This window comes from Streptomyces sp. NPDC015032 (assembly GCF_043080425.1).
Taxonomy (GTDB): Bacteria; Actinomycetota; Actinomycetes; order Streptomycetales; family Streptomycetaceae; genus Streptomyces.
On the sequence record NZ_JBIBVN010000005.1, the window covers coordinates 175,945 to 190,613 of the forward strand.

A 14,669-nucleotide genomic window follows, 5' to 3' on the forward strand; every position below is an offset into this window, starting at 1 on the left:
GAAAGGGAGTCGGTGGGTCGGGACCGACAGCGGTCGGGGGTGCTTCGGCCGCTGCCGGTCGTGAGCCGTCGGGCGCCGACGGCCCGGTGCCGTCGAGAGCCGTGGTGAACCGTCAGTTGCCGAAGGCCATCATGGTCTTCGTCTCCAGCTCTTCCTGGTCGTTCCGCGCACTGACCCGTCCGCTCACGATGAAGGAACGGCCGCCCGCGTAGACGATCTTCGAGTTGTAGAAGGACCTCTCGGTCGTGGACGCCGACACGGGGTGCTTCAGCACCATCTGCACCGTGCCGCCGGCCGGCGCGAGGGTGGCGATCCCGCCGCCCTTGTTGTATCCGGCCTCCACGTAGAGCAGCACGTTGCCGCCCTCCATGCGCAGCGGCTTCACCATGCGCTCGGCCGGGGCGGCGGCCTTCCACTTGGGCTTGCCGGTGTTCAGGTCGAACGCCACGACCTTGTTCGTACGGGCGAGGCTGCTGGAGTCCGGCGAGGTCGATATGTAGAACGTGTTGGCGTCGGCGGCGACGCCGGTGCAACCGTCCAGGGACTTGCCGAAGATGGAGAAGGTGCTGCCGCAGTCCGGCGCGAACGTGTCGCCCTTGTCACTGACGAGTCCGGAGCGGAGTGAGCCGTTCTCCTTGAGCGCGAGGATGCTCCACTGCTTGTCCTTCTTCAGGGAGATCACCAGCGGGCTCACCGAGTAGACCCGGTCGATCTCCCAGCCGCGCTTGGGCCGGTACGTCCACCTGGGCTTCCCGGTGACCGGGTCGAGCTCCTGGATCTGGTGCTGCGGGTTGTTGACGTCGTCGGTGCGGCAGTTGGAGGCGGCGATCAGCTTGGGCCCGCTCGCGAAGGCGAACGGCTGGCAGCTGCCCGGCTGCTTGCCGAACAGCTCCTTGCCGTCGCTGACCCGGAAGGCGTTGGAGTTGCCGGTGCGCCCGGCCGTCACGGTGTCTCCGCTGATGGCGAGCGAGATGTCCGTCATCAGGTCCCAGACGCCGTTCTGCTTGACCGACTTCTTCCAGCCGGCCTTGCCGGTGTTGAGGTCGATCATCTGGAGGTCCGCGCAGTTCGCCTTGTCGGTGGTGCCGTTCTTGACCCCGATGACGATCTTGCCGTCGGTGGTGGGCTGCGAGGGCGCCGCGCACACGTCGGCGGGCAGCTTCAGCGTCCACTTCTGCTTGCCGTCGGCCACGGAGTAGCCGGAGACGGTGCGGTACATGCCCTTGACGACGGTGTCACCGACGACCCAGGGGCCGTACACGTCCGAGCCGTTGCGCGGCAGATCGATGTCGTTCTTCTGCAGCCAGAGGACCTTCGCCTCGCCCTCCTTGCGACCGGCGTTGAGGTCCTCGTCGTCCTCGCGGCCGTCGCCGTTGCCGTTGCCCTGGTCGACCGAGGGCGAGCCGCTCGGCTCGACATCGCCGTTCTTCTCCGCCACGGGCTTCTTGTCGTCGCCGCCCCCGCTCACGGCCATGAAGATGCCGCCGCCTGTCACCAGGAGTGCGACGACCGCGGCACCGATGATCAGCGCGGGCTTGCGCTTGGAGGAGCCGCCGGGGCCGGAGGCCGGTGCGCCGGGGTACTGCTGCTGCGGGTAGCCGAAACCGGGCTGCGCCGGCTGACCGTACGGACCGGGCTGCTGGCTGTACGGGCCCGGCTGCTGCTGACCGTACGGGCCGGGCTGCTGCTGGTTGTACGGGCCGGGCTGCTGGGCGTAGGGGCCCGGCTGCTGGTTGTACGGACCGGGCGGCGGCTGGTTGTACGGGCCCGGCTGCTGGGGATGGCCGTACCCCGGGGACTGGCCGGGCGCCTGCGGGTGGCCGTAACCGGGCTGGGCGGGCGGCGGGGTCTGCGGAGCGGCCGGCACCGTGGGCGGCTGGGCGGGCGGCGTCTGCGGCGCCTGGGCAGGCGGCGGTCCCTGGGGCAGCGGCGGCTGAGGACTTCCCTGCGGCGGCTCCTGCGGTGCGCCGAAGCCTCCCTGCGGCGGTTGCTGGCTGGGCGGCTGGGTCATCAGCACGTCCCCCTTCGTGCGGTCCGGTGCCCGTTCCGGTCTCCCCCGCGATTCCACAGGGCTCACGGGGTCCGGCAAGACCCCCGAATTCCGCTGGGAAAGGAGCGAATCGGGCATGAGTTCCGCGGCGTCAAAACAGTCGAGCGGGGCTTCTTTGTACCACCCGCAACACCCCGGGCACCGGGCCGGTCCGCCCCCTGTTCCCAAGGGTGAACCGCCTCGTGATGCCGCCGTTACGCGGCTGGGGGACGGTTCTGGACGGCACTCACGGTGATCGTTCGTCAACTCATCACGCACGTCCGCCGGTTCGCACGAACGAACCCCTTACCGGCGCTCCGGGGCCCGTCCGGCCCCCTCCGGCCCCTCCCTCGCTCGCTCACTCACTCACTCACTCACTCACTCACTCACCGAAGACGATCAGGGTCTTCGCCTTCAGCTCCTCCTTGTCGTTCTGCTCCCTCACCGCCGAGTTCATGACGAAGGAACGGCCGCCCGCGTAGACGACCACGGGGAGGAAGAGGCTGCTCTCGACCCGGGACGTCGAGGCCGGGTACCGCAGCAGCGTCCGCAGAGCGCCGCCGGAGGGCGCGATGGTGGCGAGGCCGCCGCTCCTGCGGTAGGTGGCCTCGATCTGGACCAACAGATCGGAGCCCGCCATCCGCAGCGGCTGGACGGTCTGGCCGACCGGGGACTTCACACTCCATTTCTCCTTGCCGGAGGCCAGGTCGAAGGCGACGACCGCGTTGTTGGGTGCGGTGTTGCTCTGCACCTGCTTGGTCGCCAGATAGAACGTGTTCGCGTCGGCCGCCGCACCGATGCATCCGTCGATGTTCTTCCTGATGGTCGACGCGTACTCCTCCGAGCACCTCACCGCGTAGTCGCCCTTGCCCGCCATCTGGGACCGGTAGGTGCCGTTCTCGTTCAGGGCGACGATGCCCCACTGACCGTGCTTCTTGAGCGACACCACGAGCGGGCTGACCGAGTAGAAGTGGTCCACCTGCCAACCGGTCTTGACCTTGTACGTCCACTTCGGCTTGCCGGTGGCCGGATCGAACTCCTGCACCTGGTCGTTGCGCACATCGGCGTCGGCCGTCGGGCAGCTCGTGGCGGCGATCATCCGAGGGCCGCTCGCGAAGGCGAAGGGCTGGCAGTTGCCCGGCTGTTTGATGTTCAGTTCCGTGCCGTCCGCGACCCGGTAGGCGTTGCTCGCGCTGGTGCGGCCGAAGGTGACGACATCGCCGCTGATCCCCATGGCGAGGTCCGACAGCAGGTCCAGCACACCTTTCCGGTCGACGGACTTCTTCCAGCCCGCCTCGCCGGTCCTCAGGTCGACCATCTGGAGGTCCGCGCAGTCGGCCTTGCCCGACGTGCCGTTCATGAGACCGACGACGAGCTTGCCGTCGGTCGACGCCCCGGTGGGCGCCGCGCAGATGTTCGTGCCGAACTTCAGGGACCACCGCTGTTCACCGTCGGCCACGGAATAGCCCGAGAGCGTGCGGTACATGCCCCTGACGACCGTGTCGCCGAACACCCAGGGGCCGAACGCGTCGCCGCCGGAGCGCGGCAGGTCGACGGCGTTGGTCTGGAGCCAGTCCACCCGCGCTTCGCCCGGCTTGCGCCCGGCGTTGAGGTCCAAGGTCTCCCGGGCGTCGGCCTCGGCACGTTCCTTGGTGCGTTCCGCTTCGTCCGGCCCCTTGGCCGACGGCGGCGCGCTCGGCTGCCCGTCATCGGTGCTCTCCGCGCTCGCCTCGGCAAGGGGTTTGCCCTTCCCGCCCCCGCCCGTGCCGAGGTAGACACCGCCGCCGACGACCAGGAGCGCGGCGAGGGCCGCCCCGATGATCACTGCGGGCCTGCCCCGGAACGGGCCGCGGGAGGGACCGCCCGGAACGGGCGTCCGCGGTTGCTGCGGATAACCATGGGCGGGCTGTGCGGGGACCTGGTACGGGCCGGGCTGCTGGACCCCGTACGGCCCCGGCTGCACGGGCGGGTTGTACGGGCCGGGCTGCGCGGGCGGGTTGTACGGGCCCGGCTGCACGGGCGGGTTGTAGGGGCCAGGCCGCGCGGGAGTTCCGTAAGGACCGGGCTGCGCGGGCGGGTTGTACGGGCCCGGCTGCACGGGGCCGTACCCCGGTCCGGGACCGGGCGGCGGGGGCGGCGGTGGCTGGGCCGGGCCCGGCGCCGGATCGTACGGAGCTCCGAAGCCTTCCTGCGGCGGTTGCTGGCCGGGCGGCTGGGTCATCAGCACGTCCCCCTTCGTGCGGACCGAACCGGCGTCTGCACCTGTCGCCGGGCAAGCCTTCTTTCTACCACCCGCCCCACAGACCCCACTGGTCACACCAGTTCGCACCAATTCGCACCGGTCACACCAGTCGCACCGGCCACACCAGTCGCACCGATCGCACCACCGTGACCGGTGCGCACCGCATGCGCCTCAGCGATCAGGCGTCCTCGGCCAGTTCCAGCCAGCGCATCTCCAACTCGTCGCGTTCCGCGACCAGTTCACGCAGCTCCGCGTCCAGCTTCGCCACCTTCTCGAAGTCCGTGGCGTTGTCCGCGATCTGGGCGTGCAGCGCGGTCTCACGCGTCGAGATCTTGTCGAGCTGACGCTCCACCTTCTGCAGTTCCTTCTTCGCCGCACGTGCGGCCTGCGGGGAGACGGTCGCCGCCGGCGCCGTCTTCTCCTTGGCCGCCACGGGCGCGGCGGAGGGCGTGGCCGCCTCCTCCATCCGCTGCCTGCGCTCCAGGTACTCGTCGATCCCGCGCGGCAGCATCCGCAGCGCGCGGTCGCCGAGCAGCGCCATCACCCGGTCCGTGGTCCGCTCGACGAAGAACCGGTCGTGGGAGATCACGATCATCGATCCGGGCCAGCCGTCGAGGAGGTCCTCCAGCTGGGTCAGGGTCTCGATGTCGAGGTCGTTGGTGGGCTCGTCGAGGAAGAGGACGTTCGGCTCGTCCATCAGCAGCCGCAGGATCTGGAGCCGGCGCCGCTCACCGCCCGAGAGGTCGCCCACCGGGGTCCACTGCTTCTCCTTCGAGAAGCCGAACTGCTCGCAGAGCTGGCCGGCGGTCATCTCCCGGCCCTTGCCCAGGTCGACCCGGTCCCGTACCTGCTGCACCGCTTCCAGCACCCGCAGGTTCGGGTCGAGCTCGTGGACCTCCTGGGAGAGGTAGGCCAGCTTGACGGTCTTGCCGACGACGATCCGCCCGGCGGCGGGCTGGGTGTCGCCCTGGGTGCGGGCCGCCTCGGTGAGCGCCCGCAGAAGCGAGGTCTTGCCCGCGCCGTTGACCCCGACCAGGCCGATCCGGTCACCGGGACCGAGCTGCCAGGTGAGATGGGCGAGCAGCGTCTTGGGACCCGCCTGGACGGTCACGTCCTCCAGGTCGAAGACGGTCTTGCCGAGGCGCGCGTTGGCGAACTTCATCAGCTCGCTGGTGTCGCGCGGCGGCGGCACGTCGGCGATCAGTTCGTTGGCCGCCTCGATGCGGTAGCGCGGCTTGGAGGTACGGGCGGGGGCGCCGCGGCGCAGCCAGGCCAGCTCCTTGCGCATGAGGTTCTGCCGCTTGGACTCCTCGGTCGCGGCGATCCGCTCCCGTTCGGCGCGGGCGAAGACGTAGTCGCTGTAGCCGCCCTCGTACTCGTGGACCGTGCCGCGCTGGACGTCCCACATGCGCGTGCAGACCTGGTCGAGGAACCAGCGGTCGTGGGTGACGCAGACCAGGGCCGAACGGCGTGCCCGCAGATGTCCGGCCAGCCAGGAGATGCCCTCGACGTCGAGGTGGTTGGTCGGCTCGTCGAGGACGATCAGGTCCTGCTCGGCGATGAGCAGCTTGGCCAGCGCGATACGGCGCCGCTCGCCGCCGGAGAGCGGCGCGATGACGGTGTCCAGGCCGTGCTCGAAGCCCGGCAGGGCGAGCCCGCCGAAGAGCCCGGTGAGCACGTCGCGGATCTTGGCGCTGCCCGCCCACTCGTGGTCGGCGAGGTCCCCGATCACCTCGTGGCGGATGGTCGCCTCCGGGTCCAGCGAGTCGTGCTGGGTGAGCACACCGAGGCGCAGCCCGCCGCTGTGGGTGACCCGGCCGCTGTCCGCCTCCTCCAGCCTGGCGAGCATCCGGATGAGGGTCGTCTTGCCGTCGCCGTTGCGGCCCACGACACCGATCCGGTCCCCCTCGGACACTCCGAGGGACACACCGTCGAGCAGGGCACGGGTGCCGTACACCTTGCTGACCTGCTCGACATTGATCAGATTGACGGCCATTTCGCTCCTGCTCCCGGGGGATCGATCGGCTTCCCAGGGTACGGGGCGACAGGGACGGGACGTCCGCTCGCCCTTGCCGCCCTTCTTCCTCCGGTCCCGCCGGAACACCGATGCGCACCGGCTCATCTGCGCAGTCGTGGACGAAGAGGTCCGCATCGCCGCCTGCCGCTACGGCCGGTAGCGGCAGGCGTTGTCTTGTCACACGACCGTGGCACCCGGCGCCGGGGACACCGCGGTCCGGGCGTTCCGGCACGTCCCCGAGGTGATCAGGGCCTCGGCGACCTTCCGCGCCGACTCCTCGTCCGCCACCAGGAACGCGGTGGTCGGCCCGGAGCCCGAGACCAGGGCGGCCAGGGCCCCGGCCGCGGTGCCCGCGGCCAGGGTGTCGGCCAGCGAGGGGCGCAGCGAGAGCGCGGCGGGCTGGAGGTCGTTGCTCAGCGCACCGGCGAGGGCGGCGGTGTCGCCGGCCCGCAGCGCGTCCAGGAGCGCGCCGGACGCGGCGGGGTCCGGGACGTCCGTACCGGCCGTGAGCTGGTCGAACTCGCCGTAGACAGCGGGGGTGGAGAGCCCGCCGTCGGCGACCGCGAAGACCCAGTGGAAGCTGCCGCCGACATCGATCGGGGTCAGCTGCTCACCGCGCCCGACCCCGAGGGCCGCGCCGCCGACCAGGCTGAACGGGACGTCGCTGCCCAGCTCCGCGCAGATGTCGAGCAGCTCCTGCCGCGTGGCACCGGTGGACCAGAGGGTGTCGCAGGCCAGCAGGGCGGCCGCACCGTCGGCGCTGCCGCCCGCCATGCCGCCCGCGACGGGGATGTCCTTGGTGATGTGGAGATGCACGTCGGGTGCGATGCCGTGCCGCTCGGCCAGGGCGATCGCGGCGCGGGCGGCGAGGTTCGTCGCGTCCAGCGGGACCTTCGCGGCGTCCGGGCCCGAGCAGGTGACGCGCAGCTCGTCGGCGGGGCTGACGGTGACCTCGTCGTACAGGCCGACGGCGAGGAAGACATTGGCCAGGTCGTGGAAGCCGTCGGGGCGCGGGGCGCCGACCGCGAGCTGGACGTTGACCTTGGCGGGTACGCGGACGGTGACGCTCACTCGCCCCTCCCGGAGGGCTCGTTCCCGGAAGGCTCGTTCCCGGAGGGTTTGTTTCCGGCGGGCTCGTTCCCGGCGGGTTTGTTCTCGGCGATGGCGGCGAATTCCTCGACCGTCAGCGCCTCACCACGGGCCTGCGGCGAGATCCCCGCCGCGACCAGGGCCGCTTCGGCCGCGGGCGCGGAACCCGCCCAGCCGGCCAGGGCCGCCCGCAGCGTCTTGCGGCGCTGGGCGAAGGCCGCGTCGACGACCGCGAAGACCTCGGTCCTGCTCGCGCTCGTCGTGATCGGCTCGGTGCGCCGGACCAGTGACACCAGACCGGAATCGACGTTCGGTGCGGGCCAGAAGACGTTGCGGCCGATGGACCCGGCCCGCTTCACGTCCGCGTACCAGTTGGCCTTCACCGACGGCACGCCGTAGACCTTGTTGCCCGGCCTGGCGGCCAGCCGGTCGGCGACCTCGGCCTGCACCATGACGAGGGTCCGCTCGATGGACGGGAACCGCTCCAGCATCGTCAGCAGGACCGGCACGGCGACGTTGTACGGCAGGTTCGCGACCAGCGCGGTCGGTGCCGGCCCCGGCAGCTCCCGGACCAGCATCGCGTCGGAGTGCACCAGCGCGAACCGGTCCGCGCGTCCCGGCATCCGGGCGGCGACCGTGGCCGGCAGGGCGCCCGCCAGCACGTCGTCGATCTCGACGGCGACGACCCGGTCCGCCGCCTCCAGCAGCGCCAGGGTCAACGAGCCGAGCCCCGGGCCGACTTCGACGACGACGTCGTCCGGGCGGACCTCCGCCGTCCGCACGATCCTGCGGACCGTGTTGGCGTCGATGACGAAGTTCTGACCGCGCTGTTTGGTCGGGCGTACGCCCAGCTCGGCGGCCAGCTCGCGGATGTCTGCGGGGCCCAGGAGGGCGTCGGGCTCAGTGGTGCTCACCCGGTAAGCGTACGGCCGCGGCGCGGCCGGGGGCTCGCGCCCGGCGCGCGCAGGGGTTCCCGCCCGCCGGGCGCGGGCGCCACGCGCGCGGCCCACCGGACCGCCCGGGCCGCTTCGCGTCGGTCACGACGCTCCGGAAGGCCCGGTCGGCCGGCTCGCCGGATGGCGCCCGGGACGGCAGCGGAGCATCGATGGCCTGCCGGGACCGTTCGACCGCGCACCGGCACCGGCCGGTTGCGGGCGCGTACCGGCACCGGCCGGTTGCGAGCGCGCACCGGCACCGGCCGGTTGCGAGCGCGCACCGTCAGTAGTCGAATGCGCGAGCGGTGTTGTCCGCGACGGCCGATGCCAGCGTGTCCTCGTCCACGCCCTTGACCTCTGCCATGGCACGCAGCGTGACCGGGATGAGATACGGCGCGTTGGGCCGCCCGCGGTACGGCGCGGGGGTCAGGAACGGTGCGTCCGTCTCGACCAGGACCAGCTCCATCGGCGCGACGGCCAGCGCGTCGCGCAGCGGCTGGGCGTTCTTGAAGGTGACGTTGCCCGCGAAGGACATGAAGTACCCGGCGTCCGCGCAGATCCGGGCCATGTCGGCGTCGCCGGAGTAGCAGTGGAAGACGGTCCGCTCGGGGGCGCCCGCGTCGGCGAGGACGCGCAGCACATCCGCGTGCGCCTCGCGATCGTGGATGACCAGCGCCTTGCCGTGCCGCTTGGCGATCTCGATGTGGGCGCGGAAGGACTCCTCCTGCGCGGCCATGCCCTCGGGACCGGTACGGAAATAATCGAGCCCGGTCTCGCCGACACCGCGTACGTGGTCGAGCGCGGCCAGGGCGTCGATCTCCGCGAGTGCCTCGTGCAGCGCCGCCGTCCCGCCCCCTTCACGAGCCCCCTGCCGCGACCGCCCTCCCCCAGCCCCAGGGGGCACCTGGTCGCCGTGCACGATGCGCGGCGCCTCGTTGGGGTGGAGGGCGACCGCCGCGTGCACGTTCGCGTGCGCGGCGGCGGTCTCGGCGGCCCAGCGCGAACCGGCCACGTCGCAGCCCACCTGGATCACGGTGGTCACGTTGACCGCCGCGGCCCTGGCCAGGCCCTCCTCGACGGTCGCGTCCTGCATGTCCAGGTGGGTGTGCGAATCGGCGACCGGCACCCGGAGGGGTTCGGGCAGCGGCGGGGCTTCGGTACGGCTCATGACGACGATCGTACGAGGACCGCGCCGGGCACCTCGCCGACGGTGAAGGCCGTGGCACCTCGCCGCGGGGGAAAGCCCTGGCACCTCGCCGACGGTGAAAGCTGCGGCACCTCGCCGCCGGTGGAAGCCGGGCGCTCTACTTGCGGTGGAACGGGTGCAGCAGGTCGGACAGGTGCCAGTGGTGCTGCGTGCCCGCGCGTGCGGCGGTGGCGGCCGCGGCCTCCCGGGCGCCGGTGTCCTCGGCCGGCGGCCGTGCCGGCTGGGGGTGGTGGAGCAGCTTCTGGACGGTCGAGACCCGGCCGGCCCGCATGATCCGGACCAGATGTCCGTCGCAGTTCACGCAGGTGGGCCTGGAAAGCGGCGAGGGAACCCGTTCCCCGTCCGCCTTGTATATGACGAAGTCGTTGTTCGAGCCGTCGACGTGATGCTCTATCTCGTAGGCCTGTTCCCAGCCGTGGCCACACCGCATGCAGGCGAAGGCATACGCCTCATGGACGGTGGTGGGTGTGATCTCGCTCATGCCTGCTCCTTTGGTCCGCCGGACGAACATTCCGGAGAATGCGTCCCCGAACCAGTGGACGCCTTTACCGGCGGGAACACATCGGACCGTGTCGAGTGTTGGAGCGCTTTTGGCCTTTTCGTGGCAGAAAGGCCCGGTGCATGATTCCGGCTTTGCTCATCACATCGGTTCGTTGACCTGTGCAGGGCCGGTTCGCTCCGCATTCTTTGCCGCGACGACCGCGTCGAAGACCTCGCGCTTGGGCAGCCCCGCGTCCGCGGCGACGGCGGCAATGGCTTCCTTGCGTCGCTCCCCCGCCTCCTCGCGCACCCGCACCCTGCGCACCAGCTCGGCCGCGTCCAGTTCCCCGGGGCCGGAGTCGGCCGCTCCCTCGACGACGACGGTGATCTCGCCGCGTACCCCTTCGGCCGCCCAGGCCGCCAGCTCGCCCAGGGGACCGCGCTTCACTTCCTCGTACGTCTTGGTCAGCTCCCGGCACACGGCCGCCCGGCGGTCGGCGCCGAAGACCTCGGCCATCGCCGCGAGGGTGTCGTCGAGCCGGTGCGGGGCCTCGAAGAAGACCATGGTGCGGCGCTCGTCGGCGACCTCGCGCAGTCTGCCGAGCCGTTCGCCCGCCTTGCGCGGCAGGAAACCCTCGAAGCAGAACCGGTCGACGGGCAGCGCGGACAGGGCGAGCGCGGTGAGCACCGCGGACGGGCCGGGGACCGCGGTGACCTTGATGTCCTTCTCCACGGCCGCGGCCACGAGCCGGTAGCCGGGGTCGGAGACGGACGGCATCCCGGCGTCCGTGACCAGCAGGACGCGGGCCCCGCCGGTCAGCGCCTCGACGAGTTCGGGCGTACGGGCCGACTCGTTGCCCTCGAAGTAGGAGACGACCCGGCCCGTGGTGTGGATGCCGAGCGCCTGGGTGAGGCGGCGCAGCCTCCGGGTGTCCTCGGCGGCGACGACATCGGCCGTCTCCAGTTCGGCGGCGAGGCGCGGCGGGGCGTCCGCCACATCGCCGATGGGGGTTCCTGCGAGTACCAGCGTTCCAGTCGTTCCAGTCACATGAGTCATCCTCCCAGCAAGGGCGACAGCGCCCGCACAGGTGCGTTCCCTACGATGGCGCGGTGACGAGTACTGCGCCCGAGGCCCGGCAGGGCCAAGACGCCGGGGAACCGCACGGCGAAGAACCCGCCTCCTGGCAGCAGCGGCTGCGCCGCTTCGGCCATTCGCCCCGGCCCGGGATCGGGCTGCGTGAACGGCTGGTGCCGCCGTACACCCGGCCCGGCGCCCAGCTATGGGCGGTGCTCGGGATCTCCCCGCCGCTGGCCGCGCGCCTGGTGCGCTGGTCCGCCTGGGGCGGTCCGCTGCTGGTGGCGCTGGTCGCGGGGGTGCTGCGGTTCTGGAACCTGGGCAGCCCGCACGCGCTGATATTCGACGAGACGTATTACGCCAAGGATGCCTGGGCGCTGATCAACCAGGGGTACGAGGGCAACTGGCCCAAGGACATCGACAAGCTGATCCTCGAAGATCCGTCGACGGTGCACATCCCGGTGGATCCGGGCTATGTGGTGCATCCGCCGGTCGGCAAGTGGATCATCGGGCTCGGTGAGCAGATCTTCGGCTTCACGCCGTTCGGCTGGCGCTTCATGGTGGCGGTGCTCGGCACGCTGTCGGTGCTGATGCTGTGCCGGATCGGGCGGCGGCTGTTCCGCTCGACGTTCCTGGGGTGCCTGGCGGGCACCCTGCTCGCCGTCGACGGCCTGCATTTCGTGATGAGCCGGGCCGCGCTGCTCGACCTGGTGCTGATGTTCTTCGTGCTGGCGGCGTTCGGCGCGCTGCTGATCGACCGCGACTGGGCGCGGCGCAGACTCGCCGCCGCGCTGCCGGTCGACGAGGAGGGGGTGCTGCGCCCCGATGCCGAGGTCGCGGAGACCCTGCGGCTCGGCTGGCGTCCCTGGCGGCTCACCGCCGGTGTGATGCTGGGGCTGGCCTTCGCCACCAAGTGGAACGGGCTGTACATCCTGGCCGCGTTCGGGCTGATGACGGTGTTGTGGGATGTGGGCGCGCGGCGCACCGCGGGTGCGGTACGGCCGTACACCGCGGTGCTGAAGCGGGATCTGCTGCCGGCGTTCGTCTCGACAGTCCCGGTCGCGATCCTCACGTACCTGGTCTCCTGGACCGGCTGGATCGTCACCGACAAGGGCTACTACCGCAACTGGGCGCAGACCGACGGCGCAGGCGGCAACTGGACCTGGCTGCCGGACTGGCTGCGCAGCCTGTGGCACTACGAGTACCAGGTCTACGAATTCCATGTGAACCTGACGTCCGGCCACACCTACCAGTCCAATCCCTGGAGCTGGATCGTGCTCGGCCGGCCCGTCTCCTACTTCTGGGAGGAGGAGCCGGGCTGCAAGGCGTCGGAGACCGGCAAGTGCGCGCGCGAGGTGCTGGCCATCGGGACGCCGCTGCTGTGGTGGGCGGCGTGCTTCGCCCTGGTGTACGTGCTGTGGCGGTGGTTCTTCCGGCGCGACTGGCGGGCAGGGGCGATCGCCTGCGGTGTGGCGGCGGGCTGGCTGCCCTGGTTCTTCTACCAGGAGCGGACGATCTTCCTGTTCTACGCGGTCGTGTTCGTGCCGTTCCTGTGCCTGGCGGTGACGATGATGATCGGCGCGATGCTGGGTCCGGCGGCCGGGGCCGGGGCGGAACAGGAGTTGGGGCTGGTGAGCGGCGACCCCTCGGGGGAGCGCCGGCGGACGCTGGGCGCGATCGCGGCGGGCGTCCTGGTCCTGCTGATCATCTGGAACTTCATCTACTTCTGGCCGATCTTCACGGGGACGCCGATCCCCGACGGGTCGTGGCGCGACCGGATGTGGCTGGACACCTGGATCTAGCCGGGCAGATGCACCGAGGGGCCGCAGTCGACTGCGGCCCCTCGGTGGTTGTCGGTCATCGTCGGTGCCCATTGGCGGCCCCCGGACGCGGCCCTGACGGCGGCATGGCGTCCTGGACGGCCTGTCCGCCCCCAGGGGCGACAAGGTCTTCACGGTCGCAGACCGGCCAACCCGGCTGTCAATGCGGTCACCGGACGCCGCAGGTCAGGTCCTTCGCGGGCAGTCGGCCCGTGGTCAGGTACCGCGTGACATCGGCGTCCGCACAGGACGGGCCGGCCACCACCACGCCGTGGCCCTCGCCGCCGGCCACCGTGACCATCCGCGCACCGTGCAGCGCCCGCCGCATGCCCTGCGCCATGGCCAGCGTCGCCTGCGGGTCCCACTGGTTCTGCACGATCAGCGCGTTGACGTCGTTGCTCACCACGGTGGCCGGCTCGCTTCCCGCCGACTTCCAGAACGCGCACGGCTGAATGTTGGCGCCCAGGTCGCCGGCCAGCGGGTACTTGGCGCGGTCTCGGATCGCGTCCCGGCGGTACTGCCCGGGGTCGCGCGGCCAGCTGCGGGTGTCGCCGCAGAAGACGGCCCACGTTCCGGCGGTCTGGTTGTCCGCCGGAACGTCCGCACCGAACGCCCCCGCCCCTGCTTCGGCGGACCGGACCGGGGCGGATTCGGGCACCGCCGACGCGGTCGGCGTGGCCGGCGCGGGCGGTCCGCCCGCGGCCGCGGCCTTCAACGCGACGATCCACGGGGTGACGGTCGCGACGTGGACGAACGCACCGTACTCGGAACGGATGGCGCCGCCGCTGAGCGCCCCGCCCGTCGTCGGGACGGGCGTGCGGTCGGCGCGGGCGATGAGCTCCCCGTACGTCTTCCGGACCGCCGCCGGAGTCGCGCCCAGCCCGTACGTGGCGTTGCGCGCGGCGGCCCACTCGGTCCACCGGGTGAAGGCGAGTTCGGCCCCCGCCGACCACCCCCGGAACATCCCTCGCCACGCGAGCGCCGGATCGAGCGCGCTGTCGAGCACGAACCGGTCCGAGTGCCGGGGGAACATCTGCGTGTAGACGGCGCCCAGGTACGTGCCGTACGAGTACCCGAAGTAGGAGATCTTCTTCTCCCCCAGTGCCGCCCGGACGACGTCCATGTCCCGTGCCGTGTTGCGGGTGGTGATGTGCGGCAGCACGTCCCCCGCCTTGGCCTGGCATTTTTCGGCCACCGTCCGGGCCCGGGCCACGTCCTTCGCGAACGTCCTTGCGGTGTAGGGGTGCTGGAAGGACTGTTCGTCGCCCGTAAGGTCGCAGCCGATCGGCGAGCTCTGCCCGACCCCGCGCGGGTCGAAGCCGACCAGGTCGAACCGCTCTCGTACCTCCGCCGACAGCAGCGGCTCCATCTCCGCGGGCATGGTCAACCCCTGAACGCCCGGGCCCCCGGGGTTCATCAGCAGCACGCCGTGCCGCTCCTTCGCGCTGCCCGCCTTGATCCGCGATATCGCGAGGTCGATCTTCCGGCCCCCGGGGGCGCTGTAGTCCAGCGGCACCTTGACCTTCGCGCACTCCAGGGCCGCCGGCTGGCCCATATCACAGCGCTCCCAACGGAGTTGCTGCTGCGTGTACTGCTGGAGCGGATCGGCCGCCGCGAACGCCGTCACGGGGGTGAGCGCCGCCGTCACGGCCGTCACGGCGCCGACCGTCAGCGCGGAAATCGTTCGTCCACCTCGTAGAGCCATGCCAGTCCTCTGTGCAGAATCAGCGTCTCGGATCGCCTCCAGTCTCTGTTCCGCCCCGCTCGTGCCTTGT

At 71.3% G+C, this 14,669-nt stretch carries 10 protein-coding genes; 1 reads left to right on the forward strand and 9 read right to left on the reverse strand.

Translation table 11 applies throughout. From position 1 onward, the window contains the following. Positions 1-112: 112 nt before the first annotated feature. The 8 genes from ACF08M_RS11195 to rsmI all read right to left on the reverse strand — a co-directional run bounded on the left by ACF08M_RS11195 (position 113) and on the right by rsmI (position 11,056). Positions 113-2,011, reverse strand: a complete 1,899-nt coding sequence (locus tag ACF08M_RS11195; RefSeq protein WP_392184958.1) for a PQQ-binding-like beta-propeller repeat protein — start codon at positions 2,009-2,011, stop codon at positions 113-115. A 400-nt stretch (positions 2,012-2,411) separates the two neighbouring features. Continuing rightward, complete coding sequence (locus tag ACF08M_RS11200; RefSeq protein WP_392184959.1) at positions 2,412-4,046, reverse strand: PQQ-binding-like beta-propeller repeat protein; 1,635 nt, start codon at positions 4,044-4,046, stop codon at positions 2,412-2,414. Between the two features lie 403 nt (positions 4,047-4,449). Further along, positions 4,450-6,267, reverse strand: a complete 1,818-nt coding sequence (locus ACF08M_RS11205; protein WP_392184960.1) for an ABC-F family ATP-binding cassette domain-containing protein — start codon at positions 6,265-6,267, stop codon at positions 4,450-4,452. A gap of 198 nt (positions 6,268-6,465) precedes the next feature. Further along, positions 6,466-7,359, reverse strand: a complete 894-nt coding sequence (locus ACF08M_RS11210) for a 4-(cytidine 5'-diphospho)-2-C-methyl-D-erythritol kinase (RefSeq protein ID WP_392184961.1) — start codon at positions 7,357-7,359, stop codon at positions 6,466-6,468. After that, entirely contained in the window at positions 7,356-8,291 is a 936-nt protein-coding gene (gene rsmA, locus ACF08M_RS11215; RefSeq protein ID WP_392184962.1) for a 16S rRNA (adenine(1518)-N(6)/adenine(1519)-N(6))-dimethyltransferase RsmA, read from the reverse strand. Before rsmA ends, ACF08M_RS11210 begins: the two co-directional genes overlap by 4 nt. Positions 8,292-8,595: 304 nt before the next feature. Further along, positions 8,596-9,480, reverse strand: a complete 885-nt coding sequence (locus ACF08M_RS11220) for a TatD family hydrolase (protein ID WP_392184963.1) — start codon at positions 9,478-9,480, stop codon at positions 8,596-8,598. Positions 9,481-9,616: 136 nt separating this feature from the next. Then, a complete protein-coding gene (locus tag ACF08M_RS11225) occupies positions 9,617-10,000 on the reverse strand; it encodes a hypothetical protein (RefSeq protein WP_392184964.1) in 384 nt (127 codons plus the stop codon). A 159-nt stretch (positions 10,001-10,159) separates the two neighbouring features. Next, positions 10,160-11,056, reverse strand: a complete 897-nt coding sequence (gene rsmI / locus ACF08M_RS11230) for a 16S rRNA (cytidine(1402)-2'-O)-methyltransferase (protein ID WP_392184965.1) — start codon at positions 11,054-11,056, stop codon at positions 10,160-10,162. A gap of 53 nt (positions 11,057-11,109) precedes the next feature. Here rsmI and ACF08M_RS11235 point away from each other — a divergent pair, with 53 nt between their 5' ends. After that, positions 11,110-12,876: a dolichyl-phosphate-mannose--protein mannosyltransferase gene (locus tag ACF08M_RS11235; protein WP_392184966.1), complete on the forward strand. Its 1,767-nt coding sequence runs from the start codon at positions 11,110-11,112 to the stop codon at positions 12,874-12,876. A gap of 187 nt (positions 12,877-13,063) precedes the next feature. Here the strand turns inward: ACF08M_RS11235 and ACF08M_RS11240 are convergent, their stop codons facing one another. After that, entirely contained in the window at positions 13,064-14,551 is a 1,488-nt protein-coding gene (locus ACF08M_RS11240) for an alpha/beta hydrolase (RefSeq protein WP_392184967.1), read from the reverse strand. Between the last annotated feature and the right edge of the window lie 118 nt (positions 14,552-14,669).

Excerpts from the sequence above, each read along its gene's own strand:
- ACF08M_RS11205 (WP_392184960.1), bottom strand. The coding sequence starts at position 6,267 with ATGGCCGTCAATCTGATCAATGTCGAGCAGGTCAGCAAGGTGTACGGC.
- rsmI (WP_392184965.1), bottom strand. The coding sequence starts at position 11,056 with ATGACTCATGTGACTGGAACGACTGGAACGCTGGTACTCGCAGGAACC.
- ACF08M_RS11220 (WP_392184963.1), bottom strand. The coding sequence starts at position 9,480 with ATGAGCCGTACCGAAGCCCCGCCGCTGCCCGAACCCCTCCGGGTGCCG.
- ACF08M_RS11225 (WP_392184964.1), bottom strand. The coding sequence starts at position 10,000 with ATGAGCGAGATCACACCCACCACCGTCCATGAGGCGTATGCCTTCGCC.
- ACF08M_RS11195 (WP_392184958.1), bottom strand. The coding sequence starts at position 2,011 with ATGACCCAGCCGCCCAGCCAGCAACCGCCGCAGGGAGGCTTCGGCGCA.